Below are 22,051 nucleotides of genomic sequence, written 5' to 3'. Positions count from 1 at the left end.
GGGACTACCGGGACAACATCACGGGCACGAGGCCACACCGCGAATGCGGGGGCGCAAGTCCGGACCAGACTGAAAGGACCCGGCGCATGACCAAGCGCGCGGAAAGCAAGTACAAGATCAACCGCCGCCTCGGCGTGAACCTCTGGGGCCGCGCCAAGTCCCCGATCGCCAAGCGCGAGTATGGCCCCGGCCAGCACGGCCAGCGCCGCAAGAACAAGCCCACCGACTTCGGCATCCAGCTGATGGCCAAGCAGAAGCTCAAGGGCTACTACGGCAACATCGGCGAGAAGCAGTTCCGCAAGTATTACGACGAGGCCGTGCGCCGCAAGGGCGACACCTCCGAGAACCTGATCGAGCTGCTCGAGCGCCGCCTGGATGCGGTGATCTACCGCATGAAGTTCGCGGTCACCCCCTTCGCCTCGCGCCAGTTCGTCAACCACGGCCATATCACCGTGAACGGCAAGCGCGTGAACATCCCCTCCTACCTCGTGAAGGACGGCGACCTCATCGAGGTGAAGGAGAAGTCCAAGGGCCTGACCGCCGTGCTCGATGCCGCCCAGTCCGGTGAGCGCGACGTGCCCGAGTACATCCAGGTGGACCACCGCCAGATGAAGGGCTCCTTCGTGCGCGCCCCCAAGCTGTCCGACGTGCCCTACCCCGTGCAGATGGAACCGAACCTGGTGGTCGAGTTCTACTCGCGCTGATCAGCCCCGGCTGAACCATCGCACAAACGCGGCGTTGCCCGGATGGCCGGAGGGGAACACCCTCCGGCCATTCGCCTTTCAGGGGAATCGCCCGCGTGCCGCAGGACCAACTCCGCCGCCTTCTCTGCCTCCTGCTCCCCTGGGCGCAGATCCTGGTCGCCTTCATGCCGGCCCTCGGCATGGGCACCTCCATGGCCGCGGTGTCCGCCGCCTCGCAGACACCCGTGGTGCCGGCCGGCTACGCCTTCTCCATCTGGAGCGTGATCTTCATCCTCTCCGCGGCCTACGGCATCTGGCAGTTCCTGCCGGCCAGCCGGGGCAGCACCCTGGCCCAGCGGACGGGATGGCCACTGGCCGGCGCCTTCGCCGCGAACGCGCTGTGGCAGGTGGTGTCCCAGCTTTCGGCCAGCGTGGGCTTCGGCCTCTTCTTCATCATCCTGATCGGCCTCGCCTGCGCCCTGGCGGCGCTCTTCATCGCGCGCAACACGCCGGAGCCGGGCATCGGCCCCCGCTGGATCGTCGTCCCGCTCACCGGCCTTCTCGCGGGCTGGCTGACGGCCGCCAGCTTCGTGAACCTCTCCACCGCCGCCCGTACGGCGGGGATGATGCCCGAGCACGGCATCGGCACCACCCTCTTCGCCGTGGTGATCCTGCTGGCCGCCGGGGGCGCCGCCGCCGCCATCGCCTGGCTGCTGCGGCGTGACGCCCTCTGGTTCGCCGTCGCCGTGGCCTGGGCCTTTGTGGCGGTGGTGGTCGCCAACCTCGGCGCCAACCAGGTGAACATCCCCGCCGCCCTCGCCGCCGCGGGGATGCTGGCCCTGGTTGCCGCCGTCACTTGGCAGCGTCGGCGCGCTGCGGGCCTGTCCGGCCCAGCCTAGTACCCCCGCCAACCCCGGAGCCGGACCGCCCGAACCCGGCGCGCGTCGGCATCGTCCCGGTGCGAACAGCGGCTCCTCGGGTGCCCAAATCCGCGGACACCCGCCCCGATCACTTGCCCGCACCAGTAAACGCATCCGATCGGGCCGGCATGGCTGGCGTTCGGCCCGGCATGGCCTCCGTGCAGCTTCAGTCACACCGGCCCAAATCAAGCTGAATTTGATGAGATCGTCGCGCATCCGGAAATAACAGCAATATTTCTTCGATGAACCCTTGTGTCGAGGGAAATGACAGGACTTGAGCGGCTTCGGTTTATACTGTGATCTTACAAAAGTTTAATGTCAGGCATTGTCTTTGCTAGCCGATGCACCGGACATCGCTGTCCGCTTCACTGGTCACCAGCAGAAAGGCACAAGCCATGCACTTCACCCGGAAGCATCGCTCCGCACGCGCGGCCCTCTTCGGCTCGGCGCTCGCCGCCGGCCTTGGCGCCACACCTCTGGCCGCCGCGCCGATCATCGGGGTGGCCGGCCCGAATACCTTGATCGGCTTCGACTCCACCGCCCCGTCGGCCGTCACCTCCACGCTGACCGTGACGGGTCTGAACGGGGATCCGATCCGCGGCATCGATACACGCCCCGCCACCGGCCAGCTCTACGCGCTCGGCCAGTCGGGAAGCCTGTTCACCATCGACACCGGCACAGGCGCCGCCACACGCGTGGCGGGCCCGGCGGTGCCCGTCACCGGGAGTGACCTCGATCTCGGCGTGGGCTTCAACCCCGTCCCCGGTGCGCTCCGTGTCGTCACCGCGACGGACCAGAACCTCCGGGTCAACGTCACCACCGGAGTGACGGCGGTCGATGGGCCGCTGGCCTTCGCCGCCGGCGACCCGAACGCGGGCGCGAACCCCCTCGTGACCGCCGTTGCCTACACCAACCAGGTGCCGGGCGTGGTGACCTCCACGACGCTCTACGGCATCGACGCCGGCACGGGCTCGCTGGTGCTGCAGAACCCGCCGAACAACGGGACCCTCACCACGATCGGCTCGCTCGGCCTCGGCCTCTTCGCCAACGGCACCGGCGTCGGCTTCGACATCGACGGCGCCACCGGCGACGCCTTCGCCTCCCTCACCACCCTGACCGGCGCGAACGCCCTCTACTCGATCGACCTCACCACGGGCGCCGCCAGCCTTCTCGGCGCCTTCGGGAACAACAGCCTTCGCGACATCGCGACCGGGCAGCTCGGTCCGGTGGCCGTGCCGGAGCCCGCTTCCATGGCTCTCCTCGGCATGGGCCTGCTCGGCCTGGCCATGGCGCGCAGGCGCCGCGGCGGCCGCGCCTAGCTCCACGGAGGGGGGGCGGCCGAGCGGGTCGCCCCTTACCCGGCCCGTGCCGGGATCAGCCCGAAGCCCGGCTGCCCCGGCGCAGGCGGGGCAGCACCAGCAGCGCCACCACCAGCAACTGCCCGGCCGCGAGCAATTGCGGCAAAAGCCAGCTTCCCGTCGCCGTCACCAGAACGGCAAAGAGCGTGGGCGGGATCAGGTAGCCCAGGAAGCACAGCGTGCTGGATCCCGCCGTCGCCTCCGCGATGCGCCCGGGTGGCGAGAGCCGCGCGACCTCCGCCTGGTAGATGCCGTTCCAGCTCGCGACCAGGGAGCCGGCGAGGCCCCCCAGGAGCAGCGTCCAGCCCAAGCCGAGCGGGGGAAGCAGAACAAACACCGCGACCACGGCCGCCCCGCCCAGCCCCTGGCCGATCAGGTTCATGGCGGCATTGCCCGTGCGGTCCGCCATCCAGCCCAGCACCACCCGGGCCAGCACGCCGCCGCCCTGCATGGCCGCGAAGACGGCGCCCGCCTGCACCAGGGTCATGCCCCGGGTTTCCGTAAGCCAGGTGACGGCGAAGGCGAAGAAGCAGCCCTGCACGGTGGCGAGCGAGCAGGCCAGCGCGGTGAGCGGGGGCAGCAGCGGGTGCAGCCGCAGCGCCGCGAAGGGGCCGACGAGGTTGCGGCGGCTGAACAGGGCACGCAGCCCCACCGGACGGTCCGGCTCCCGTTCCACGTCCAGCGAGCGGCGGCTGGGCTGGATCAGGGCGGCGGAGAGCAAGGCGATCGCGACGGCGAGGCCCAGCGCGGCCGGCCAGCCCCAGCTTGCGGCAACCGGAGCCAGCAGCAGCCCCGCCACCATGCCGCCCAGGGGGGCGCCGGCCTGCTTGACCGAGAAGATGAGGGAGCGGTGCCGGGGCGGCGCGGTGGCGGCCAGGATGCGGCTGCCGGCCGGAGGGGTGGGGCCGTAGCCCAGGCCGATCAGCACCGCGGCCAGCCCCAGCGCGACCGTGCCGCCCAGCGCGGCCAGGGCCGTGCCCGCCGCCCCCAGCACCGCGCCGGCCTGGAGCGTGCGCACCGGGCCGAGGCGGGCGAGGATGGGGCCGCCGATCACCAGGAAGATCAGCACGCCCAGGGTGCCCAGGGCGGACAGATGGCCCGCCGCCTCGGGCGGAAGGCCGGCGCTGCCGGTGAGCAGCGGGGCCAGCACCGGCACGCACTGGTTCAGGAAGGCCGCCACGGTCTGCATCAGCAGGGTGACGGAAAGGGCGACCTTCCAGGAGGCGCCGGCGAGGCCGGGCGGCGGTGCGCCGCCGCCCGAGGCGTCCGGCGTCAAGCCGCCTGCGTGTGGGGGACGCCGTTCTCGGAAAGGAGGGTCGCCAGCTCACCGGACTGGAACATCTCGGTGACGATGTCGCAGCCGCCGACGAACTCGCCCTTCACGTAGAGCTGGGGAATGGTCGGCCAGTTGGAGAAGGACTTGATGCCCTCGCGGATCTCGGCGTTCTCCAGCACGTTCACGCCGCGGAACGGCACGCCCATGTGGGAGAGGATCTGCACCACGCGGGCGGAGAAGCCGCACTGCGGGAACACCGGGGTGCCCTTCATGAAGAGGGTGACCGGGCTCGCGTCGATCTCGGACTTGATCTGCTGGAAGGTGGGGTTGTCGGACATGGGGGGCTCCTTTTACTCGGGGGCGGAGGTCTGGAGGGCGAGGGCGTGCAGCGCGCCGCCCATGCGGCCCTGGAGGGCAGCGTAGACGATCTGGTGCTGCCGCACGCGGGGAATGCCGCGGAAGCTCTCGGAGATGACGGTGGCGGCGTAGTGGTCGCCGTCGCCGGCCAGGTCCTCGATCGTGATGCGGGCGTCGGGCAGGGCGGCGCGGATGAGCGCCTCGATCTCGGCGGCGGGCATCGCCATGGCGGGGTTCCTCTCAGGCGTCGCGCATGAGGGCGGGAAGGGTGCCCTCATGAGCGGCGCGCAGCTCGTCAAGGGATATGGCGGGGTGGCCGGGCAGCGCCAAGGCCCCCGTGGTGCCTGCCGCGCGGGCGATGGGCATGGCGGGGATGCCCGCCGCCTTCGCCGCGGCGAGGAGGGCGGGAGCATCGGGGGTGGCGCAGAGGTAGCGGGCCTGGTCCTCGCCGAACCAGAAGGCGTGGGCGGGGATGCCGGGCGGCGTGTTGGCGACCGTGAGGCCGAGATTGGCGGCCAGCGCCATTTCCGCGAGGGCGACCAGCAGGCCGCCGTCGGCGAGGTCGTGGCAGGCGGTGATGGCGCCCGAGAGGATGCGCTCGCGGACGAAGTCGCCGTGGCGGCGCTCGGCGGGGAGGTCCACGGGCGGGGGGGCGCCTTCCTCGCGCCCGGCGATCTCGCGCAGCCAGAGGGACTGGCCGAGATGGCCGCGGGTTTCGCCGATGAGGACGATCTCCTGGCCGGCGGCGGGGGCGAGGCCCACCGCCTTGCGGGCGTCCTCGATCACGCCGACGCCGCCGATGGCGGGGGTGGGGAGGATGGCGCTGGGGCGGTCGGTGTTTCGGGTCTCGTTGTAGAGGGAGACGTTGCCTGACACGACGGGGTAGTCCAGCGCCTCGCAGGCGGCCTTCATGCCGCGGATGCAGGCGGCGAACTGGCCCATGATCTCCGGGCGCTCGGGGTTGCCGAAGTTCATGTTGTCGGTGATGGCCAGCGGCTTCGCGCCGGTGGCGGTGATGTTGCGCCAGGTTTCGACGACCGCCTGCGCGCCGCCGGCCTCGGGATCGGCCGCGCAGTAGCGGGGGGTGACGTCGGTGGTCATGGCGAGCGCGCGGAGGCTGTTCTCCAGGCGCACGATGGCGGCGTCGGCGGCGCCGGGGCGGCGGACGGTCTGGCCGCCCACCGTGCTGTCGTACTGGTCCCAGATCCAGCGGCGCGAGCAGAGGTCGGGGGAGGCGATGAGGGTGCGGAGCGCCTGGGGGAGGCCGACGGGGTCGGGGATGGTGGCGGCTTCGAGGGTGGGCTGCTTCGGGGTCTCGGCGGTGGGGCGGCGGTAGAGGGGGGCCTCGGATTCGAGGGGGGCGAGGGGGATGTCGGCTTCGAGGATGCCGTGGTGGCGAAGCGTGATGCGGCCCGTATCCGTGATGTGGCCGATAACGGCGAAGTCCAGCTCCCACTTGCGGAAGATGGCCTCGGCGACGTGCTCCTCGCCGGGCTTGAGGACCATGAGCATGCGCTCCTGGCTCTCGCTCAGCATCATCTCGTAGGCGGACATGCCGGTTTCGCGCTGGGGGACGTTGTCCATGTTCAGCTCGATGCCGACGCCGCCCTTGCCGGCCATCTCGACGCTGCTGCTGGTGAGGCCGGCGGCGCCCATGTCCTGGATGGCGACGATGGCGTCGGTTTCCATCAGTTCGAGGCAGGCCTCGATGAGGAGCTTCTCGGCGAAGGGGTCGCCGATCTGGACGGTGGGGCGCTTTTCCTCGGCGTCCTCGGAGAACTCGGCGGAGGCCATGGTGGCGCCGTGGATGCCGTCGCGGCCGGTTTTCGAGCCGACATAGACCACGGGGTTGCCGATGCCGGCGGCCGCCGAGAGGAAGATGCGGTCCTGCCTGGCGATGCCGACGGTCATGGCGTTGACGAGCGGGTTGCCGTTGTAGGCGGGGTGGAAGTTCACCTCTCCGCCGACCGTGGGCACGCCGACGCAGTTGCCGTAGCCGCCGATGCCGCGGACGACGCCGTCGAGGATGCGCCTGGTGTTCGGGTTGTCGATGGCGCCGAAGCGCAGCGCGTTGAGGTTGGCGATGGGGCGGGCGCCCATGGTGAAGACATCGCGCAGGATGCCGCCGACGCCGGTGGCCGCGCCCTGGTAGGGCTCGATGAAGCTCGGGTGGTTGTGGGATTCCATCTTGAAGATGGCGGCCAGGCCGTCGCCGATGTCGATGACGCCCGCGTTCTCGCCGGGGCCGTGGATGACCCAGGGGGCCTTGGTGGGCAGTTCCTTCAGCCAGACGCGGCTGGATTTGTAGGAGCAGTGCTCGCTCCACATCACCGAGAAGATGCCGAGTTCCGTCAGCGACGGGTTGCGGCCGAGGATGGTGAGGACGCGGTCGAACTCGTCGCCCTTGAGGCCGAAATCCTTGGCGAGGGCGCGGGCCTTCGCTTCATCGAGGAGGCCGGCGGGGGTTTCGCCGGGCGGGTTCGGCATGGACGGGTTCGGCATGGGCGGGTTTTGGGCAGGGGGATGCGGCTTGTCGAGGGGCCTTTCGCGGGGGGGGGTGGGTGCGGGGCGCATGGGTTCGATCAGGGCCAGGCCAGGCGGACGCTGCGGGGGATGCGGCGGCGGCCGGCGGCCGCCTTGAGGAGGTATTTCAGGCTTCGGAGGCGGGTCCTCAGGGCGGCGAGGCCGGCGCGGGTGCTGGGCAGGGCGCCCGGGAGGCTGCGCGCGCAGACTTCGGACAAATCGGGGTCCGGCAGGAGCCAGGGCGGGGCCGGGAGGGCGGAGCGGAGCCCGATTCGGCGGATGAGGAGGAGAAAGGGGAGGCCGAGCAGGCGGTGGGCGCGGCGGCAGGCGCGGACGATCAGGTGCTCGATGCTGCGGAGGGGGTGCTTGGGCGGGGCCTCGGCCAGGGCGATGAGAAGGCGTTCCCAGAGCCCGGCGCGGGTGAGGCGGCGGTAGTGGCGGGCGATGGTGTCGGGGGTGCCGGCGCCCCCGGGGGTTTCGCGCCAGGGGGCGTGGTGGGCGGTGGTGTGGAAGATGGCGTTCATGCGGGCGCGGAGGTCGGAGATTCTGCGGCCGGCCGGGGAGCGGGGAAGGACGTGGGGGAGGAGGGCGAGCCAGGCGTCGTCGGAGAGGGGGGACCAGGGAAGCGGGGTGGTCAGGCGGGGGGCGTGGGGGAGGGGCATGGGACTGTATAGCCTGCCGTTGCCCTAGATTGTCAATTTATTCCTTTGCGGCTCGCGTGCCCGGCCATGCCTGCGGCCGGAAGGCTCCGTGCCTCCAGGCCGCGGCGGAAACACCGCCTGCAGACCCGCTGAGGGGCGGGGCGGGGCCGGGATGCCCTGCCGCGTGCGCGGTGGCGTCAACCCCGCGGTGGCGCGGGATCCGGGCTTCGCTCCGTCTCGATCAGAACGGGCCATTCGAGGGCATATTCGAACAGGACGAGAGCAGTCACGGTTGCGATCGTGATGACGGCCAGGGTCAGGCTCGGATTTGGGTGCGCCGCCCGCCACCAGGGAGAAAAGAGGTCCATAGCAGCCTCCAGGTTTGATCGGCTCAACATCCCGGACCAACCCGTTCAGGCTGCCCACTCTCCGCCTCAGGGCCATCCGGAGGATCAGCATAACAAGCGGCGTGGTGGGATGCCACGACTTGCTGTGCAGCCTCGCCCCGGGAGCCTGAAGATGCCGTTCCGGAAGGCCGCGGCCCGCACCGGGAGGGCGCTGCATCTGCCGCCGCGTCAGGCAGAGAAGGATGAGGGTCCGGGGGAATTCCTTCTTCCGGTCTTTCTTTTCGTCGGCGGTGCCGTGGCGGCTGAACGTCTGGCGCGTGCTGGTTCTACTTTGTGGAACGAACGGGGGCATGGCGGGTTTGACCGGGGGGAGCACCGAGGCCCGGGCTTCCGCGGGTGGAGGGCGCGGGCATGGCGTGGATGCGGTGGTGCGCGGTGGTGGTGCTGGGGGTGATGGTGGCCGGGTGTTCGGCGCCCTCCGAGCTGGGCGGTGGAGACCGGGCGCTGGTGGCGGGGCGGACCTATGTCGTCACGGGGGCGTCGAGCGGGTTCGGGCGCGGGGTGGCGGAGAAGCTCGGGACCTATGGCGCCAACGTGGTGCTGGCGGCGCGGCGGGGGGCGGTGCTGGAGGAGGTGGCGGCGCAGGTGCGGGCCAGTGGCGGGCAGGCGCTGGTGGTGCCGACCGATGTGAGCCGGGCCGAGGAGGTGGAGCGGCTGGCGCGGGCGGCCCTGGCACGGTTCGGGCGAATCGACGTGTGGGTGAACAACGCGGCGGTGGCCTCGATCGGGCGGTTCGAGGAGGTGCCGCTGGCGGATCACGCGCGGGTGGTGGACGTGAACCTGAAGGGGGCGATCTACGGCTCCCATGCGGCGCTGCGGCAGTTCCGGGCGCAGGGGGCGGGGGTGCTGGTGAACGTGTCCTCGGTGGAGGGGCGGGTGCCGGTGGCGTACCACGCCAGCTATGCGGCGACGAAGGCGGCGCTGATCGGGCTGGGGGCGGCGGTGAACGAGGAGTTGCGGCAGGCGGGGCTGGACGGGGCGATCCGGGTTTCGACGGTGGAGCCCTGGGCGGTGGACACGCCGTTCTGGGACCATGCGGGGAACTACACGGGGCGGGCGGCGCGGATGAGCCTGCTGGATGGGCCGGAGGAGGTGGTGGATTCCATCGTCTGGATGTCGGTGCATCCCGAGGCCGAGTATGCCGTGGGGTGGAAGGCGCGGGGGGCGGTGCTGGGGAGCCGGATCGCGCCGCGCTGGGCGGAGCGGCTGGCGGGCGAGGTGGTGCGGCGGGCGCAGGTGGAGGAGGCGCCGCCCGGGCCCGTGGGGCCGGGGTCGGTGCACGGGCCGGTGGCCGTGGGGACCGGCGTGGAGGGGGGCGTGCGGGCGCGGATGGCGGCGGAGCGCGGCGGGCGGTAGGGCGCGCCGCGCGGGGCGATCGAGGCGCGGCGCGCCGGGCGGCCTGGCCGAGGGGGCCGGGCCCGGGGGCCCGGCGCCGCCGGGTCAGGCCGCGCCGTGGGCCTCGACGTAGAGGGCGTAGAGGGAGTGGGAGCTGGTCATGTAGAGGCGGTTTCCCTTGGGGCCGCCGAAGCAGAGGTTGGCGCAGCGCTCGGGCAGGCGGATGTGGGCGAGCGGCTTGCCCTGGGGGTTGAACACCATGACGCCGTCGAGGTCCTCGGGCTTGCCGCGGAGCTGGTGGACCATGCGGGGGCCGGACTGGGTGGGGCTGGGCTCGAGGGCGCCGTTGCTGCCGTAGCCGACCCAGAGGTTGCCGTCGCGGTCCACGCGGAAGCCGTCGAGCGCGCCCTGGTCGGCGGCGTCGATGAGCTTGGTCTTGTTGGAGACGGTGCCGTCCCCCGCGACGTCGAAGCTCCAGATGGAGCGGTTGGGGGTGCCGCGCCATTCGACGACGTAGAGCTTGCTTTCGTCCGGCGAGAAGGCGAGGCCGTTGGGGTTGAGGAGGTCGGTGACGACGGCCTTGAGCTGGCCGTCGGGCGCGAGCCGGTAGACGTTGGTGGTGGCCTGTTCCGGCGTGGCGCGGCTGCCTTCCCATTCGCCGCCGATGCCGAAGAGGGGGTCGGTGAACCAGATGGTGTCGTCGGACTTCACGACGATGTCGTTGGGGGCGTTGAGGCGCTTGCCCTCGAACTTGTCGGCCAGCACCGTGATGGAGCCGTCCTGTTCCGTGCGGGTGACGCGGCGGGTGACGGAGTGCTCGCAGGTCACGAGGCGGCCCTGGCGGTCGCGGGTGTTGCCGTTGGCGAAGTTGGCGGGCTGGCGGAAGACGGTGAAGGCGTTGGTCTTCTCGTCGTACTTCATGATGCGGTTGTTCGGGATGTCGCTGAGGAGGAGGTAGCCCCCCTCGGGGAAGTAGGCGGGGCCTTCGGCCCAGCGCATGCCGGTGGCGAGCTGTTCGACGGTGCTGCTGTAGAGGCGGTACTTGGCGAAGGCCGGGTCCAGGATCTGGATGGCGGGGTCGGGGTAGCGCTGGTTGGGCGTGAAGGGGAAGGACTGGGCGGCGGCGGTGGCGCTGGTGGCCGCGGCCAGGCCGGCGGCGCCCAGAAGGGCGCGTCGGGTGGTGGTCATGCTGGTTTCCTCCCTGGCGCGTCGGATCGGCGCGCCTGCGGAAGGGATGATGGACATGGCGGGCGCGGGGTTCGCAAGCCCGTGGGGGGGCGGGGCCTGGGCCCCGCCGGCCGTTCAGGTGGAGACGAGGGTCTCGGCGAGGGAGGTGAAGAGGGGCATGCCGTCCTCGCCGCCCATGAGGGGGTCCACCAGGTCCTCGGGGTGGGGCATCAGGCCGCAGACGCGGAGGCTGGGGGACAGGATGCCCGCGATGTCGCGGGCGGCGCCGTTGCGGTTGCCGTCGGCGTAGCGGAAGGCGACGAGGCCTTCGCCCTCCAGGCGGTCCAGCGTCTCGTCGTCGGCGAAGTAGTTGCCGTCGCCGTGGGCCATGGGGGCGCGGAAGGTGGCGCCCTTCTGCCAGCGGGACGTGAAGGGGGTGCCGGCGCGCTCGACGCGCAGGACGCAGTCCATGGAAAGGAAGCGGAGGTTGGCGTTCCGGAGGAGGGCGCCGGGGAGGAGGCCGGCCTCGCAGAGGATCTGGAAGCCGTTGCAGACGCCGAGCACGTGGCCGCCCTTTTCCGCGAAGGCGTGGAGGGCGGGCATGATGGGGGAGCGGGCGGCCATGGCGCCGCAGCGCAGGTAGTCGCCGTGGGAGAAGCCGCCGGGCAGCACGACCAGGTCGGTTCCCGCCGGGAGCTCGGTTTCGCGGTGGAAGGTGAGCGTCGGCTTCTTCCCGGTCGCGCGTTCCAGGGCGATCGCCATGTCGCGCTCGCGGTTGGTGCCGGGGAAGAGGAGGATGGTGGCGTTCATCGCTGGAGGACCCTGAGCCAGTGGAGGCCGCCGAGGACGGCGATGGTGAGAATGGCCGCGATGGCGGCGGCGGTGACCCAGCGGTCCAGGCTGACCTTTCCGCGGGCGAGGAAGCCGGGCGGGCGCCGGGCCTTGCGCGCGGGCGGCACGGCGGGGCGGGCCGCGGCGAGGCGGCGCTCGCGCCAGGAAAGGAGCATGGAGATCAGGACCGTGAGCACGGTCATGATCAGGAGGCTGGCCTTGATCACCGGCCGGTCGTTCCTTCGGGGCCGCCGCTCAGGCGATCTCGACGCGGAAGGATTCGATCACCGTGTTGGCGAGCAGCTTGCGGGCCATGGCCTCGGCCGCGGCCTTCGCGGCGGCGGGGTCGGTTTCGGCGAGCTCCAGCTCGATGACCTTGCCGGTGCGGACCTCGCCGATGCCCTCGAAGCCGAGGGTGCCCAGCGCGTGGCCGATGGCCTTGCCCTGGGGGTCGAGGACGCCGGTCTTGGGCATGACGAAGACGCGCGCTCTGGTGGTCACTGCATCAACTCCATCATTGCATGAGTTCCGGGCCCTTGAGGTCCCGCACGCCGGCCTCGGGGAGGATGCCCAGGCGGCGGGCGACCTCCTGGTAGCCTTCCTCGACCTTGCCGAGGTCGCGGCGGAAGCGGTCCTTGTCCATCTTCTCGCCGGTTTTGGCATCCCAGAGGCGGCAGTTGTCCGGGCTGATCTCGTCGGCGAGGACGATGCGCATCTCGTCGTTCTCGTAGAGGCGACCGAATTCGAGCTTGAAGTCCACGAGGGAGATGCCGACGCCGAGGAAGAGGCCGGTGAGGAAGTCGTTCACGCGCAGCGCCAGCGCCACGATGTCGTCGAGGTCCTGCGTCGCGGCCCAGCCGAAGCAGGTGATGTGCTCCTCCGAGACCATCGGGTCGTTCAGGGCATCGTTCTTGTAGTAGTACTCGACGATGGAGCGCGGCAGGCGGGTGCCTTCCTGGATGCCGAGGCGGGTGGCCAGCGAGCCGGCCGCGATGTTGCGGATCACCACCTCGAGCGGGATGATCTCGACCTCGCGGATGAGTTGCTCGCGCATGTTCAGGCGGCGGATGAAGTGGGTGGGGACGCCGATATCCGCCAGCTTCATCATCAGGTGCTCGCTGATGCGGTTGTTCAGCACGCCCTTGCCGGTGATGACGCCCTTCTTGGTGCCGTTCAGCGCCGTCGCGTCGTCCTTGAAGTACTGGACGAGGGTGCCGGGCTCCGGGCCTTCGAAGAGGACCTTTGCCTTTCCTTCGTAGAGCTGTCGCCTGCGGGCCATGAGGGTTCCGAAACCTGTTCGGCCGCGAACGGCCGGGGCCTGGGCCCCGCCCGCGGCGGCGATGGAGGGCACCCTATAACAGGGGGGAGGGGTGAGGACCACCGCCCCTCCGCCGCGGCGGGTGGCGCCGTGACGATGGCCTGCGCCTCACGGCTGCGTGAGGTGCGCCGTCGTATCGCTTCCCGCTGCGTTAACACAAGGCAAGGCGCGAACTGGTCCTGCCCTGAGGGTGCGGGGCCGTGCGGGTCTTCGGTCCGGCAGATAGACCGGGCAATCCTATTCGGGAGAGATCGCGATGCGCACGAGTTTTGCTGGAATGTCCCTTGTTGCAACGCTGGCCGCCACCCTGGCGGTTCCGGCTTTCGCGCAGCAGGGCAACACGGGTAACCCGGGTTCGCAGGGCACCACCGGCGGTGGTCCCGCGATGACCATGGCACCGCCGACCCAGGCCCCCGGCGGCACCGCCGCGCCGGGCACCACCACTGGCCCCGCCGCGTCCCAGACCCGGCCGGGCACGGGCACGCAGGGTGCGCCGGGCGGCGTGCCGGGCGGCACCACCATGGGCGGCAGCGGCCAGTCGGCCACGCGCGGCGACAACGCCGGCAGCGCGCCGGCGACCACCGCGACCCCGGCCTCGGGGGCGAACTCCTTCACCGAGGGCCAGGCGCGCTCGCGCATCGAGGCCGCCGGCTACACCGGCGTGCAGGAGCTGAAGAAGGACGAGGCAGGCGTCTGGCGCGGCCGCGCGATGCGTGGCGGCCAGACGGCGGATGTCGGCCTGGACTTCCAGGGCAACGTCGTGACCGGCGCGGCGCCCGCGCGCTGACGCGACCCGGCCTTCCTGCCGGCGGGGCCGGCGGGCGGGCCGCTTGGACGATCAACAGGCCGAACGAACCAGAAGGATGAATTCCATGGCAACGCGGACCATTGCGCGCCTTTTCGACAGCTATGCCGATGCCACTGCGGCGGTGAACGCCCTTGAGGCGGCAGGCTTCCGCCATGACGACGTCAGCATCGTCGCCAATGACGGCTCGGGCAACGCCGGCGGCGTGACCGGCCAGACCATGGGCGCCACGACCGGCACGCCGACGGGCTCCCTGACCGGCTCCGACCTGACCGACCGCCCGGTGGCGACCGGCACGGACGCCGAGCCGGTGATGGACACGGACGAGGCCGCGAGCGGCGCCGGCACCGGCGCCACCATCGGCACGGTGCTGGGCGGCGGCGCGGGGCTGCTGGCCGGCATCGGCGCGCTGGCCATCCCGGGCATCGGGCCGATCGTGGCCGCGGGCTGGCTGGTGGCGGCGCTGACCGGCGCGGGCGCGGGCGCGGCGGCGGGCGGCCTGCTGGGCAGCCTGACCGGCGCCGGCATCGAGGAGCGGGACGCGCATGTCTACTCCGAGGGTGTCCGCCGCGGCGGCAGCCTGGTGACCGTGCGCACGGATGACGCCCGCGCCGACGAGGCCGAGGCCATCCTGACGCGCTACAACCCCGTGGACTCCACGAGCCGCGAGGCCGACTACCGCTCCGGCGGCTGGACGACCTACCAGGGCGATGCCGTGGTCGGCGACGCGCAGGACGGCACCCGCGACAATCCTCCGGGCACCATGGCGTCGCGTGGTCTGGACCAGGTGGCGGGCACCAACGTTTCCGGCGCGCATCCGGAGAACGAGGGCAGCCGCGCCGACACCACGGTTTATCCGAAGTCCGGCACCGCCGGCACCGGAACGGGCATGGGAACGGGGCTGGGTGCGACCGCGGGCGCGGACATGGGCGCCAGCACCGGCATGAGCGCCGCGGCGGACCGCGACGTCCGGGCCGGCTCGGACATGGAGCCGGGCGTCGGCACGGGTTCCAACCCGCCGGGCACGCAGGCCAGCCGCGCCTTCGACCGTGCGGCGGGGACCAACGTGTCGGGTGCCTTCCCGTCCCAGTCGGACGGCACGGCGGCGAACCCGCCGGGCACGGCGGCCGAGCGCGCGGTGGACAAGGCCGCGGGCACCAGCACGAGCGGGGCCAACCCGATCCGCAAGACGCTCTGACCCCATCGGGGATGTGACCTGCCCCGGTGAGGGGCAGGTCCGGAGAAGGCGGCCCCGCGAGGGGCCGCCTTTTTTCGTGGCCGCCCTCCCGGGTGAGGGGGGTGGAAAGCGGGCCTCAGCGGCGGGGTGGCTGGGAGCGTGGGGCCGGACGGGAGGAGGGGCGGGATTTCGGCGCGGCGGCGCGGCCCTGGGCCGCCCGTGCACCGCGCCGGGCGGCGGGAGCGGCCGCACGGGTGGCGGCCCGCCCGCTGGACGGGGCGGAAGCGCGGGGCGCTCCGGGTTCCGATGGCGGGGGCGGAGGAACCGGGAGAAAGGCGGCGGGGTGAGTGTCGGGCTGGCTGGAGGGTTCGCCGGCATTCGCCTGGCCCGTGCTGGTCTGGCCCGTGCTCGTCTGGCCCGTGCTCGTCTGGCCCGTGCTCGTCTGGCCCGTGCTGGTCGCGTCCATGGACAACTCGGCCGTGCCGGCCTGGCCTGCTGCTGCCGGGGGCTCACTGGCCGGTGGCGGGCCGGGCGGGAGGGCGGCGGCTTCCGCCGCGGCGGCGGGGAGGGTGGCGCCGCGCGGGTCCGGGCCGCAGGGGCGCAGGATGGCGCCGGGCGCCAGGCCCCGCTCGGCCAGGGCGCGGGGGACGACCCCTTCCAGGCGGATCGTGCCGTCCGGCAGGAGGCGGAGGATGCGGGGCCGGCCACCCGGCGGAACCAGGAAGACGCGGTCGCCGGCGGGGTCCTCCTGCCCGAAGATCTCGTAGCTGGTTTCCCCGGGCACGGGGCGGCCGCCGACCCAGAGGCCCCGGCCGGACCAGGAGGCGGTGGGCTCGGCGCAGCCGGTGATCGCGAAGTGCTCGCCGAGGCGGGTGGGGATAAAGGAAGACCAGAAGGCGCCCGCGGGCAGGGGTTCGCCGGGCCCGGTGGCCTCGGCCGTGCCCTGCGCGGGTTCCGGGGCTGCCTCCGGTGCCGCTTCCGGGGTGGCCGCCTGCTCGGGCGACGCGGGGCGGGGCGGGGGCTCGGCGGATTGGATCAGCGCGGCGGTCGCGGCGTCGAGGAAGCCGCTGGGCGGCAGGCCGGCCTCGCGCTGGAGGGCGGCGATCGCCTCGCGCCGGGGCGCGGGATCGTTGGGCAGGCCGCGCCCGGCGAGGCGGCGTTCCAGGGCGGCGGCCTCGGCCGGGTCGCGGTCGGCTTCCTCCCGGGCGGGCGGGGTGAGCCAGCGGCGGAGGTCCTCGCGCTTGGCCGCGTGGAAGCGGGCGAGGCAGTCGGCGTCGGGCACCGGGGTGGCGCAGGTGGCGGCCAGGAAGGTCTCGAAGGCGCGGGCGTTTTCCTCCAGACCCGGGCGCTGGGCGGGGGCGAGCTGGTCGCGGAGCGCGGCATAGGCCTGGGCGCGGCGACGGTCCGCGAGGCGGGCGGCGGGGTCCGCGCAGGTGGCGGCGCCGGTGGGGGACAGGCGGGCGGGCGGCTCGCAGTTGGTCGCGGCACCGGCCGGCGGGCTTTGGGCTGCCGCCCCCGGGGGCAGGGCCAGGACCGCGAGGGCCGCGAGCGCGGCGGCAAGGAAAGGTCGCGACGGCCGGGTGCTCACGGCCGGGATTGTCCGGGGGGCGGGCGCCCGGGTCAAGGCGGGCGCCGCGTTCTCCGGGGCGCCCGCCCGCCGCCTGCCGTCCCCCGCGGCTCAGTAGCGGTAGTAGTAGCCGGGCCTTGGGGGCGGCGCGTAGTAGCGGGGCGGCGGCGGGGCGTAGTAGGCGGGCGGCGGACGGTGCCAGTGGCGCGGCCGGTAGTAGCCGTAGGGCGGCGGCGGCGGGGGCGGCGCGTAATAACGCGGCGGCGGCGCGTAGTAGTACTGCACGGCCAGGGCGCCGGCGGGGCTGGCCCCGGGCGCGGCCGGCAGCGTCACCGCCTGGGCGGGGCTGGCGGCGAGGGCGGCCAGCACCGTGCCCGTGGCCGCGGCGAGCGTGGCGGCCAGGGCGGCGCGTGGGCCGCGGTTGGGATCATGGGTCATGGCGTCCTGCCTCCTTCTCTGCCGGGCTGGCGCCGGGGGCCCGTTCAAGATGGGAGCGCATGCCGGCAGAACGGTGGCGCCGGACGCCGCATTGCGGCGCCCGGCCTTCACGCTTGCGCGAACCGCCGGCGGCCCCCGCCGGGCGCCGCGCGCCTCAGGCCTCGGCGAAGACGCGTTCCAGCGTGGCGCGCACATGGGTGAAGTCGCGCTGGGGGTCCATCACCGCGTCCAGCTCCCCGGGCGCGATCAGGGTGGTCACGGCGGGATCGGCCAGGACGTTGTCGCGGAAGGACCGGCCGGCGGGGGTGCCGAGATTTTCCCAGGTGGCCATGGCGGAGCGCTGGACGGTGGCATAGGCGTCCTCGCGCGACATGCCGTGCTGGGTCAGCGCCAGCAGGACCTTGCCGCTGTGGACCACGCCCCCGAGGCTTTCGAGGTTGGCGCGCATGCGGTCGGGGTAGATGGTCAGCTTGTCGACCATGCCGGCGGCGCGGTGGAGTGCGAAGTCGAGGGCGATGGTGGCGTCGGGGCCGATCACGCGCTCGACGCTGCTGTGGCTGATGTCGCGCTCGTGCCAGAGCACCACGTTCTCCAGCGCGGGCACGGCATAGCCGCGCACCAGGCGGGCGAGGCCGGTGAGGTTCTCGGACAGGACGGGGTTGCGCTTGTGGGGCATGGCGCTGCTGCCCTTCTGGCCGGGGTGGAAGTATTCCTCGGCCTCGCGCACCTCCGAGCGTTGGAGGTGGCGGACCTCGGTGGCCAGGCGCTCCAGGCTGCTGGCGATCACGGCCAGGGCGCAGAAGAAGGCGGCGTGGCGGTCGCGCGGGATGACCTGGGTGGAGACGGGCTCGGCGCGCAGGCCGAGCTTGCGGGCGACGAAGGCCTCCACCAGCGGATCGACCGAGGCGAAGGTGCCGACGGGGCCGGAGATGGCGGCGGTGGCGATCTCCTCCCGCGCGGCGAGGAGGCGCTTGCGGCCGCGGGCGAACTCGGCCCAATGGCCGGCGAGCTTGAGGCCGAAGGTGGTGGGCTCGGCGTGGATGCCGTGGGAGCGGCCGATGGTGGGGGTCAGGGCGTGCTCCTCGGCGCGGCGGCGCAGGGCGGCGAGCAGCAGGTCGAGGTCGGCCAGCAGGAGGTCGGCGGCCTGGGCGAGCTGGGCGTTCAGCGCCGTGTCCAGCACGTCGGACGAGGTCATGCCCTGGTGCATGAAGCGGGCGTGCTCGCCCATGCCGGAGCCGTCCGGGCGGGTTTCGCCGAGCCAGGTGAGGAAGGCGATCACGTCGTGGCGGGTGACGCGCTCGATCTCGTCGATGCGGGCGAGGTCGGCCTCGGTCATGGCCGCGATCCGGGCGCCGCCCTCGCGCCGGATGGCCCCGGCGGATTCCACGGGGATGGTGCCGAGGTCGGCCATGGCCTCGGCGGCGAGGGCCTCGATCTCGAACCAGAGGCGGAACCGGGCCTCGGGGGACCAGATGGCGGCCATCTCGGGGCGGGTGTAGCGCGGAACCATCGGGGCATCCTTCGGGCGGGCAGGGGCGTGCGGAGGGGGCGGGGCCGTGCCGCGCGCGGTATCCGCGGCGGGAGGCGGCGTCAACCGGCGCGGCCGGGCGCCGCGTGCCGGAGGCGCGCCGGGCGTCGTGCCGGAGGCGCGCCGGGCGTCGTGCCGGAGGCGCGCCGGGCGTCGTGCCGGAGGCGCGCCGGGCGTCGTGCCGATGGCACAGCGGGCGATGCAGTGTTGCCGTGGCATTGCGGATTGTTTAAGCGCCCCGGGCCGGGGCAGGATGCCCGGGTGCAGGCCGCGAGGGCGCGGCGGGCGTGCGGCCGGGGGCCGCGCGCATCATTCAGACCCGTGCCCTGACAGGGTGTGGTGGGGAGACGCATCGCGATGGGAGCGGATTGGTTGATCGCCCTCGGGCAGGTCTTGCTGATCGACCTGGTCCTGGCTGGCGACAACGCCATCGTGGTCGGCATGGCGGCTGCAGGGCTTCCACCGGAACAGCGGCGCAAGGCCATTCTCTGGGGCATCGGCGCGGCGACGATCATGCGGATCGGCTTCGCGGCGATCACGACGCAGCTTCTGGCGATCGTGGGCATCACCCTGGCCGGCGGCGTGCTGCTGCTCTGGGTGTGCTGGAAGATGTTCCGCGAGCTGCGCCGTCCGAGCGGGCATGCCGAGCACGCGGAGATGGACGCGCACGGCGTTCCGGTTGAGGGCCAGGTCGCGGCGAAGCCCAAGACGCTGCGCCAGGCGGTGGTGCAGATCCTGGTGGCCGACGTCTCCATGAGCCTCGACAACGTGCTGGCGGTGGCCGGCGCGGCGAAGGACCACCTGGAGGTGCTGATCGTCGGCCTCGCCATCTCGGTGGTGCTGATGGGCGTCGCGGCGACCTTTATCGCGAACCTGCTGGAGCGTTACCGCTGGATCGCCTGGGTGGGCCTGCTGATCATCCTGTACGTGGCCGTCGACATGGTGCTGTCGGGCACGACGGAGGTGACGCAGAGGGTGCCGGACGCCTATGCCTACCTGCTGCTGCCGCTGGGCTACCTGGCCTTGCCCGGGACCTTTCCGGCCTGGCTCTGGGTCGGCGCGACGGTGCTGCAGATCGTGGTGATCGCGGCGGTGGTGGCGCTGATCAACGACCTCGTCCGCGGTGCGATGCGCGGGGGCGAGAACAACCGCCGCAGCATGTGACGCGGGAATTACACTTTCACCATGAAGCCGGGCGGCGCCGCGAAGGCGCCGCCCGGTCGCTTTGCCGGCCGGAACGGCTGATCTAGGTTCCGCGCGGCCAGCCCCTCGTCCCCCTTCAATCCGGTCTGGCCCTGTTTGGAACAAGAGATCGCCGGTTTCCGCGCGCATTCCTGCGCGGCGGGCCGCGTGGCTCACGCGTGGAGAGGTTCATTGGAAGCCATCACCGGTTCACTGCCGCAGCTCCTTGAGATCATGTGGCTCAACATCATCCTGTCGGGCGACAACGCGGTGGTGATCGGCCTCGCGGCGGCGGGCCTGCCGGAGAGTCAGCGCAACAAGGCGGTGCTGTTCGGCATCGCGGCCGCGGCGGTGCTGCGCATCGTCTTCTCGCTCATCGCGCAGCAGCTTCTGGCGCTGTGGTGGATCGACATCGTGGGCGGCCTTGCGCTGCTCTACATCGCCGTGAACTTCCTGCTCGAGCTGCGCCGCGCGCAGAGGGAAGAGAACGCCGAGGGACACTCGCACCACGACAAGACGCTGATGGCCGCGCTGTGGCAGATCATCGTGGCCGACGTGTCCATGAGCCTGGACAACGTGCTGGCGGTGGCGGCCGTGGCGCGCAGCAACGTGACGCTGCTGATCGTGGGCCTCGCCATCTCCATCGTGATGATGGGCCTGCTGGGCGGCCTGTTGGCGCGGGTGCTCGATAAGTACAAGTGGGTCGCCTACCTGGGCGTCGCGCTCATCGCCTATATCGGCTTCGAGCTGCTCTGGGAGGGCGTGGTGATCGCGAATGCGACGCTCGACCTCGGCCTTCCGCTGCCGGCGCCGCACGCCGCGGCACCGCACTGAAACCTGGAGGATTGAAGCGTATGGCGGCTGCCCCGGCCCGGACCCTCGCGCTGCTCGGCTTTCTCGGGCTGGCTGCCTGCGCGACGCCGGAGGACCCCGCCGCGCGGGCCCTGGCCGAGCGCCCGCCGGCCGAGGCCGTGCTGGCCCGGCTGCCCGCCCAGGCGGCGGGCTTCGAGCGGGGCACGGTGCAGGACGTCGCGCCGGGCGATCCGGCGGCGGGGAAGGTGGTGGAATACGCCACCCCCCGGCGCGTGGCGGTGGCCTATGTGTTTCTCTATGACATGGGCCGCCCGGCGCTGACGCCGGCCGATCTCGGGCCGGAGGCGGAGCGGGCGGTGTCGGAGGCGACGGCGCTGCCGGCGGACCGCACGGGGCGGCAGCTTTCCGTGGCGTCCCGGGCGCCGCTGGCGGCCGCGGGGGGCGACCTGTCCTGCGCGGTGCTGGCGGGCAGCTTCGGGCGCACGCTGGTGGAGCGGCAGGTCTGCCTGGGGCTCGCGGGCGGTCGGTTCCTGCGCGTGCAGGTGACCATGCCCAGCCGCGGCGCGCCCATGGCCGATGCGCAGGCCTTCGCGCGGGAAATTGCCGAGGCCGCGCGTCGCGGCTGAGGCCGCGCCCAGGGCGCTGCGCCTGGGGGTTGTGGCTGGCGCCGAGGTGAACGGCGGGGCCGGGCCCTTGCGGTCAGGCCAGGCAGCGCAGGAACAGCACGGAGGGGTGGACGGCCTCGCCCACCTCGACCGCGCTGCGGGGGGCGGCGCTGCTGGCGGTGCGCGGGCGCACGCCGTTCTCGCGCAGGAAGGCGAGGGCTTCATCTCCCTTTACGGCGAAGTTCACGTTCTGCGGGATGTCGCCGATGCGCGCCGCCACGCGCTGGGCGTTCAGCTTGCTCGTGATGATGCCCACCACGTTGCCCGAAAGATCCAGCAGCGGGCCGCCGGAATTGCCGGGCTGCACGGGCGCGCTGATCTGGAAGTGCATGCGGTTGTCCGCCAGCCCCGCGAGGGCGGAGACGTCGCCGGTGGTGAGGGTGGGGCCGGAGGCGAGCATGCCGGCCAGGGGGAAGCCGTAGGTCATCACGGATTCGCCCCGGCGGATGGCCGGGGCGCTGCGGAAGGCGAGGGCGGGGCCGGCGGCCTCGCGGAAGTCCAGCAGGGCGAGGTCGCGGCCGGGGTCGTGGGCGCGGACGGTGACCTGGATGTCCCGGCCCTCCGCGTTCCGGGCGCGCACGCCCCGGCAGTCCCGCACCACGTGGTCGTTGGTCAGCGCCTGGCGGTCGCCGATGATGAAGCCGGTGCCGGTGGAAACCTCGCGCTGGGGGGCGCCGGGGGCTTCGCCGGGGCCCAGCGGCAGGGGCTTGCCGGAGGGGGCGCCGGGCTGGTTGCCCGGCTGGCTTCCGGGCGGGGCTTGCTGGGGGCGCTGGCGGTCCGGGCGCGAGGGCGGGCCGGGACGCTGCGGCGCGGCGTCCGGCATGTCGTAGAGCGGCGGCGGCTTGCCGGCGGGAACACCGGATTGCGGCGGTGCCTGTGGCCTGGCCCGCGGCGCCTGCGGGGCGCCGGCCGGCGGTGGCTTGGAGGCGTCTGGAACGAGCTGGGCCTGGCCGGGCACGGCGGCGAGGAGCAGGGCGGGAAGAACCACGGCGAGGAGGGCGCGCATGGCCAGAGGGTGGGGACGAGGGGCCGGGTGGTCAATCGCCGCCCCCGCTGGGTG

23 protein-coding genes and 1 pseudogene are annotated in these 22,051 nt (G+C 72.7%); 9 read left to right on the top strand and 15 right to left on the bottom strand.

The window, feature by feature from the left end; translation table 11 throughout:
• The first annotated feature begins 86 nt into the window (after positions 1–86).
• The 3 genes from rpsD to ACFFIC_RS03775 all read left to right on the top strand — a co-directional run bounded on the left by rpsD (position 87) and on the right by ACFFIC_RS03775 (position 2,922).
• On the top strand, positions 87–704 hold the full coding sequence (gene rpsD, locus ACFFIC_RS03785) for a 30S ribosomal protein S4 (protein WP_377048742.1): 618 nt from the start codon (positions 87–89) through the stop codon (positions 702–704).
• Positions 705–799: 95 nt separating this feature from the next.
• Positions 800–1,582, top strand: coding sequence for a hypothetical protein (locus ACFFIC_RS03780; RefSeq protein ID WP_377048741.1), 783 nt, complete (start codon positions 800–802; stop codon positions 1,580–1,582).
• A 416-nt stretch (positions 1,583–1,998) separates the two neighbouring features.
• Positions 1,999–2,922, top strand: coding sequence for a DUF4394 domain-containing protein (locus ACFFIC_RS03775; RefSeq protein ID WP_377048740.1), 924 nt, complete (start codon positions 1,999–2,001; stop codon positions 2,920–2,922).
• Positions 2,923–2,977: 55 nt separating this feature from the next.
• Here the strand turns inward: ACFFIC_RS03775 and ACFFIC_RS03770 are convergent, their stop codons facing one another.
• From ACFFIC_RS03770 to ACFFIC_RS03745, 6 genes are all read right to left on the bottom strand, one after another.
• Positions 2,978–4,237 carry an MFS transporter gene (locus tag ACFFIC_RS03770; RefSeq protein WP_377048739.1) on the bottom strand — a complete coding sequence of 420 codons (1,260 nt, stop codon included), beginning with the start codon at positions 4,235–4,237 and terminating at the stop codon, positions 2,978–2,980.
• The gene (gene grxD / locus ACFFIC_RS03765) at positions 4,234–4,575 is read right to left on the bottom strand and encodes a Grx4 family monothiol glutaredoxin (RefSeq protein ID WP_377048738.1); all 342 of its coding nucleotides are present in this window, start codon (positions 4,573–4,575) and stop codon (positions 4,234–4,236) included. Before grxD ends, ACFFIC_RS03770 begins: the two co-directional genes overlap by 4 nt.
• A gap of 12 nt (positions 4,576–4,587) precedes the next feature.
• A complete protein-coding gene (locus tag ACFFIC_RS03760) occupies positions 4,588–4,821 on the bottom strand; it encodes a BolA family protein (RefSeq protein ID WP_198379355.1) in 234 nt (77 codons plus the stop codon).
• 13 nt (positions 4,822–4,834) lie between these two features.
• Complete coding sequence (gene purL / locus ACFFIC_RS03755; RefSeq protein WP_377049265.1) at positions 4,835–7,081, bottom strand: phosphoribosylformylglycinamidine synthase subunit PurL; 2,247 nt, start codon at positions 7,079–7,081, stop codon at positions 4,835–4,837.
• A 95-nt stretch (positions 7,082–7,176) separates the two neighbouring features.
• Entirely contained in the window at positions 7,177–7,779 is a 603-nt protein-coding gene (locus ACFFIC_RS03750; RefSeq protein ID WP_377048737.1) for a transposase, read from the bottom strand.
• A 176-nt stretch (positions 7,780–7,955) separates the two neighbouring features.
• Positions 7,956–8,126, bottom strand: a complete 171-nt coding sequence (locus tag ACFFIC_RS03745) for a hypothetical protein (RefSeq protein WP_377048736.1) — start codon at positions 8,124–8,126, stop codon at positions 7,956–7,958.
• Between the two features lie 390 nt (positions 8,127–8,516).
• On the opposite strand from ACFFIC_RS03745, the gene ACFFIC_RS03740 reads away from it, so the two are divergent.
• The gene (locus ACFFIC_RS03740) at positions 8,517–9,521 is read left to right on the top strand and encodes an SDR family NAD(P)-dependent oxidoreductase (RefSeq protein ID WP_377048735.1); all 1,005 of its coding nucleotides are present in this window, start codon (positions 8,517–8,519) and stop codon (positions 9,519–9,521) included.
• Between the two features lie 84 nt (positions 9,522–9,605).
• Here the strand turns inward: ACFFIC_RS03740 and ACFFIC_RS03735 are convergent, their stop codons facing one another.
• From ACFFIC_RS03735 to purC, 5 genes are all read right to left on the bottom strand, one after another.
• The gene (locus tag ACFFIC_RS03735) at positions 9,606–10,688 is read right to left on the bottom strand and encodes an SMP-30/gluconolactonase/LRE family protein (RefSeq protein ID WP_377048734.1); all 1,083 of its coding nucleotides are present in this window, start codon (positions 10,686–10,688) and stop codon (positions 9,606–9,608) included.
• 114 nt (positions 10,689–10,802) lie between these two features.
• Positions 10,803–11,477 carry a phosphoribosylformylglycinamidine synthase subunit PurQ gene (gene purQ, locus ACFFIC_RS03730; RefSeq protein WP_377048733.1) on the bottom strand — a complete coding sequence of 225 codons (675 nt, stop codon included), beginning with the start codon at positions 11,475–11,477 and terminating at the stop codon, positions 10,803–10,805.
• Entirely contained in the window at positions 11,474–11,725 is a 252-nt protein-coding gene (locus ACFFIC_RS03725; protein ID WP_377048732.1) for a hypothetical protein, read from the bottom strand. The genes purQ and ACFFIC_RS03725 overlap by 4 nt, the downstream gene beginning before the upstream one ends.
• A 28-nt stretch (positions 11,726–11,753) precedes the next feature.
• A complete protein-coding gene (gene purS, locus ACFFIC_RS03720) occupies positions 11,754–11,999 on the bottom strand; it encodes a phosphoribosylformylglycinamidine synthase subunit PurS (RefSeq protein ID WP_377048731.1) in 246 nt (81 codons plus the stop codon).
• A gap of 13 nt (positions 12,000–12,012) precedes the next feature.
• Positions 12,013–12,777 (bottom strand): phosphoribosylaminoimidazolesuccinocarboxamide synthase, encoded by a 765-nt coding sequence (gene purC, locus ACFFIC_RS03715; protein ID WP_377048730.1) that lies wholly within the window; start codon positions 12,775–12,777, stop codon positions 12,013–12,015.
• A gap of 316 nt (positions 12,778–13,093) precedes the next feature.
• On the opposite strand from purC, the gene ACFFIC_RS03710 reads away from it, so the two are divergent.
• On the top strand, positions 13,094–13,603 hold the full coding sequence (locus ACFFIC_RS03710; RefSeq protein WP_377048729.1) for a hypothetical protein: 510 nt from the start codon (positions 13,094–13,096) through the stop codon (positions 13,601–13,603).
• 85 nt (positions 13,604–13,688) lie between these two features.
• Positions 13,689–14,819: a general stress protein gene (locus ACFFIC_RS03705; protein ID WP_377048727.1), complete on the top strand. Its 1,131-nt coding sequence runs from the start codon at positions 13,689–13,691 to the stop codon at positions 14,817–14,819.
• Positions 14,820–14,934: 115 nt separating this feature from the next.
• Here the strand turns inward: ACFFIC_RS03705 and ACFFIC_RS03700 are convergent, their stop codons facing one another.
• The 3 genes from ACFFIC_RS03700 to purB all read right to left on the bottom strand — a co-directional run bounded on the left by ACFFIC_RS03700 (position 14,935) and on the right by purB (position 18,313).
• Positions 14,935–16,386: a peptidoglycan-binding domain-containing protein gene (locus ACFFIC_RS03700; RefSeq protein WP_377048725.1), complete on the bottom strand. Its 1,452-nt coding sequence runs from the start codon at positions 16,384–16,386 to the stop codon at positions 14,935–14,937.
• A 90-nt stretch (positions 16,387–16,476) separates the two neighbouring features.
• Entirely contained in the window at positions 16,477–16,803 is a 327-nt protein-coding gene (locus ACFFIC_RS03695; protein ID WP_377048724.1) for a hypothetical protein, read from the bottom strand.
• Between the two features lie 154 nt (positions 16,804–16,957).
• Positions 16,958–18,313 (bottom strand): adenylosuccinate lyase, encoded by a 1,356-nt coding sequence (gene purB, locus ACFFIC_RS03690; RefSeq protein ID WP_377048722.1) that lies wholly within the window; start codon positions 18,311–18,313, stop codon positions 16,958–16,960.
• 375 nt (positions 18,314–18,688) lie between these two features.
• On the opposite strand from purB, the pseudogene ACFFIC_RS03685 reads away from it, so the two are divergent.
• From ACFFIC_RS03685 to ACFFIC_RS03675, 3 genes and pseudogenes are all read left to right on the top strand, one after another.
• Positions 18,689–19,309 (top strand): annotated as a pseudogene (locus tag ACFFIC_RS03685) (TerC family protein); the annotation flags it as partial.
• Between the two features lie 396 nt (positions 19,310–19,705).
• Entirely contained in the window at positions 19,706–20,347 is a 642-nt protein-coding gene (locus ACFFIC_RS03680) for a YjbE family putative metal transport protein (protein WP_377048721.1), read from the top strand.
• 20 nt (positions 20,348–20,367) lie between these two features.
• The gene (locus tag ACFFIC_RS03675) at positions 20,368–20,952 is read left to right on the top strand and encodes a hypothetical protein (RefSeq protein WP_377048720.1); all 585 of its coding nucleotides are present in this window, start codon (positions 20,368–20,370) and stop codon (positions 20,950–20,952) included.
• 73 nt (positions 20,953–21,025) lie between these two features.
• Here ACFFIC_RS03675 and ACFFIC_RS03670 read toward each other — a convergent pair whose 3' ends face one another.
• On the bottom strand, positions 21,026–21,997 hold the full coding sequence (locus tag ACFFIC_RS03670) for a S1C family serine protease (RefSeq protein WP_377048719.1): 972 nt from the start codon (positions 21,995–21,997) through the stop codon (positions 21,026–21,028).
• Between the last annotated feature and the right edge of the window lie 54 nt (positions 21,998–22,051).

The organism is Muricoccus vinaceus, assembly GCF_042433125.1.
Classification (GTDB): Bacteria; Pseudomonadota; Alphaproteobacteria; order Acetobacterales; family Acetobacteraceae; genus Roseomonas; species Roseomonas vinacea.
The sequence above is the reverse complement of the archived record's forward strand: the minus strand, read 5'-3'. Positions and strand labels throughout refer to the sequence as shown.

What these genes read in the sequence shown, in the direction of transcription:
- ACFFIC_RS03735 (WP_377048734.1), bottom strand. Translation starts at nt 10,688, where the DNA reads ATGACCACCACCCGACGCGCCCTTCTGGGCGCCGCCGGCCTGGCCGCG.
- ACFFIC_RS03745 (WP_377048736.1), bottom strand. Translation starts at nt 8,126, where the DNA reads ATGGACCTCTTTTCTCCCTGGTGGCGGGCGGCGCACCCAAATCCGAGC.
- ACFFIC_RS03750 (WP_377048737.1), bottom strand. Translation starts at nt 7,779, where the DNA reads ATGCCCCTCCCCCACGCCCCCCGCCTGACCACCCCGCTTCCCTGGTCC.
- ACFFIC_RS03775 (WP_377048740.1), top strand. Translation starts at nt 1,999, where the DNA reads ATGCACTTCACCCGGAAGCATCGCTCCGCACGCGCGGCCCTCTTCGGC.
- purL (WP_377049265.1), bottom strand. Translation starts at nt 7,081, where the DNA reads ATGCCGAACCCGCCCGGCGAAACCCCCGCCGGCCTCCTCGATGAAGCG.
- ACFFIC_RS03760 (WP_198379355.1), bottom strand. Translation starts at nt 4,821, where the DNA reads ATGGCGATGCCCGCCGCCGAGATCGAGGCGCTCATCCGCGCCGCCCTG.
- ACFFIC_RS03695 (WP_377048724.1), bottom strand. Translation starts at nt 16,803, where the DNA reads ATGACCCATGATCCCAACCGCGGCCCACGCGCCGCCCTGGCCGCCACG.
- purC (WP_377048730.1), bottom strand. Translation starts at nt 12,777, where the DNA reads ATGGCCCGCAGGCGACAGCTCTACGAAGGAAAGGCAAAGGTCCTCTTC.
- ACFFIC_RS03740 (WP_377048735.1), top strand. Translation starts at nt 8,517, where the DNA reads ATGGCGTGGATGCGGTGGTGCGCGGTGGTGGTGCTGGGGGTGATGGTG.
- ACFFIC_RS03675 (WP_377048720.1), top strand. Translation starts at nt 20,368, where the DNA reads ATGGCGGCTGCCCCGGCCCGGACCCTCGCGCTGCTCGGCTTTCTCGGG.
- grxD (WP_377048738.1), bottom strand. Translation starts at nt 4,575, where the DNA reads ATGTCCGACAACCCCACCTTCCAGCAGATCAAGTCCGAGATCGACGCG.
- purQ (WP_377048733.1), bottom strand. Translation starts at nt 11,477, where the DNA reads ATGAACGCCACCATCCTCCTCTTCCCCGGCACCAACCGCGAGCGCGAC.
- ACFFIC_RS03710 (WP_377048729.1), top strand. Translation starts at nt 13,094, where the DNA reads ATGTCCCTTGTTGCAACGCTGGCCGCCACCCTGGCGGTTCCGGCTTTC.
- ACFFIC_RS03670 (WP_377048719.1), bottom strand. Translation starts at nt 21,997, where the DNA reads ATGCGCGCCCTCCTCGCCGTGGTTCTTCCCGCCCTGCTCCTCGCCGCC.
- ACFFIC_RS03705 (WP_377048727.1), top strand. Translation starts at nt 13,689, where the DNA reads ATGGCAACGCGGACCATTGCGCGCCTTTTCGACAGCTATGCCGATGCC.
- rpsD (WP_377048742.1), top strand. Translation starts at nt 87, where the DNA reads ATGACCAAGCGCGCGGAAAGCAAGTACAAGATCAACCGCCGCCTCGGC.
- purB (WP_377048722.1), bottom strand. Translation starts at nt 18,313, where the DNA reads ATGGTTCCGCGCTACACCCGCCCCGAGATGGCCGCCATCTGGTCCCCC.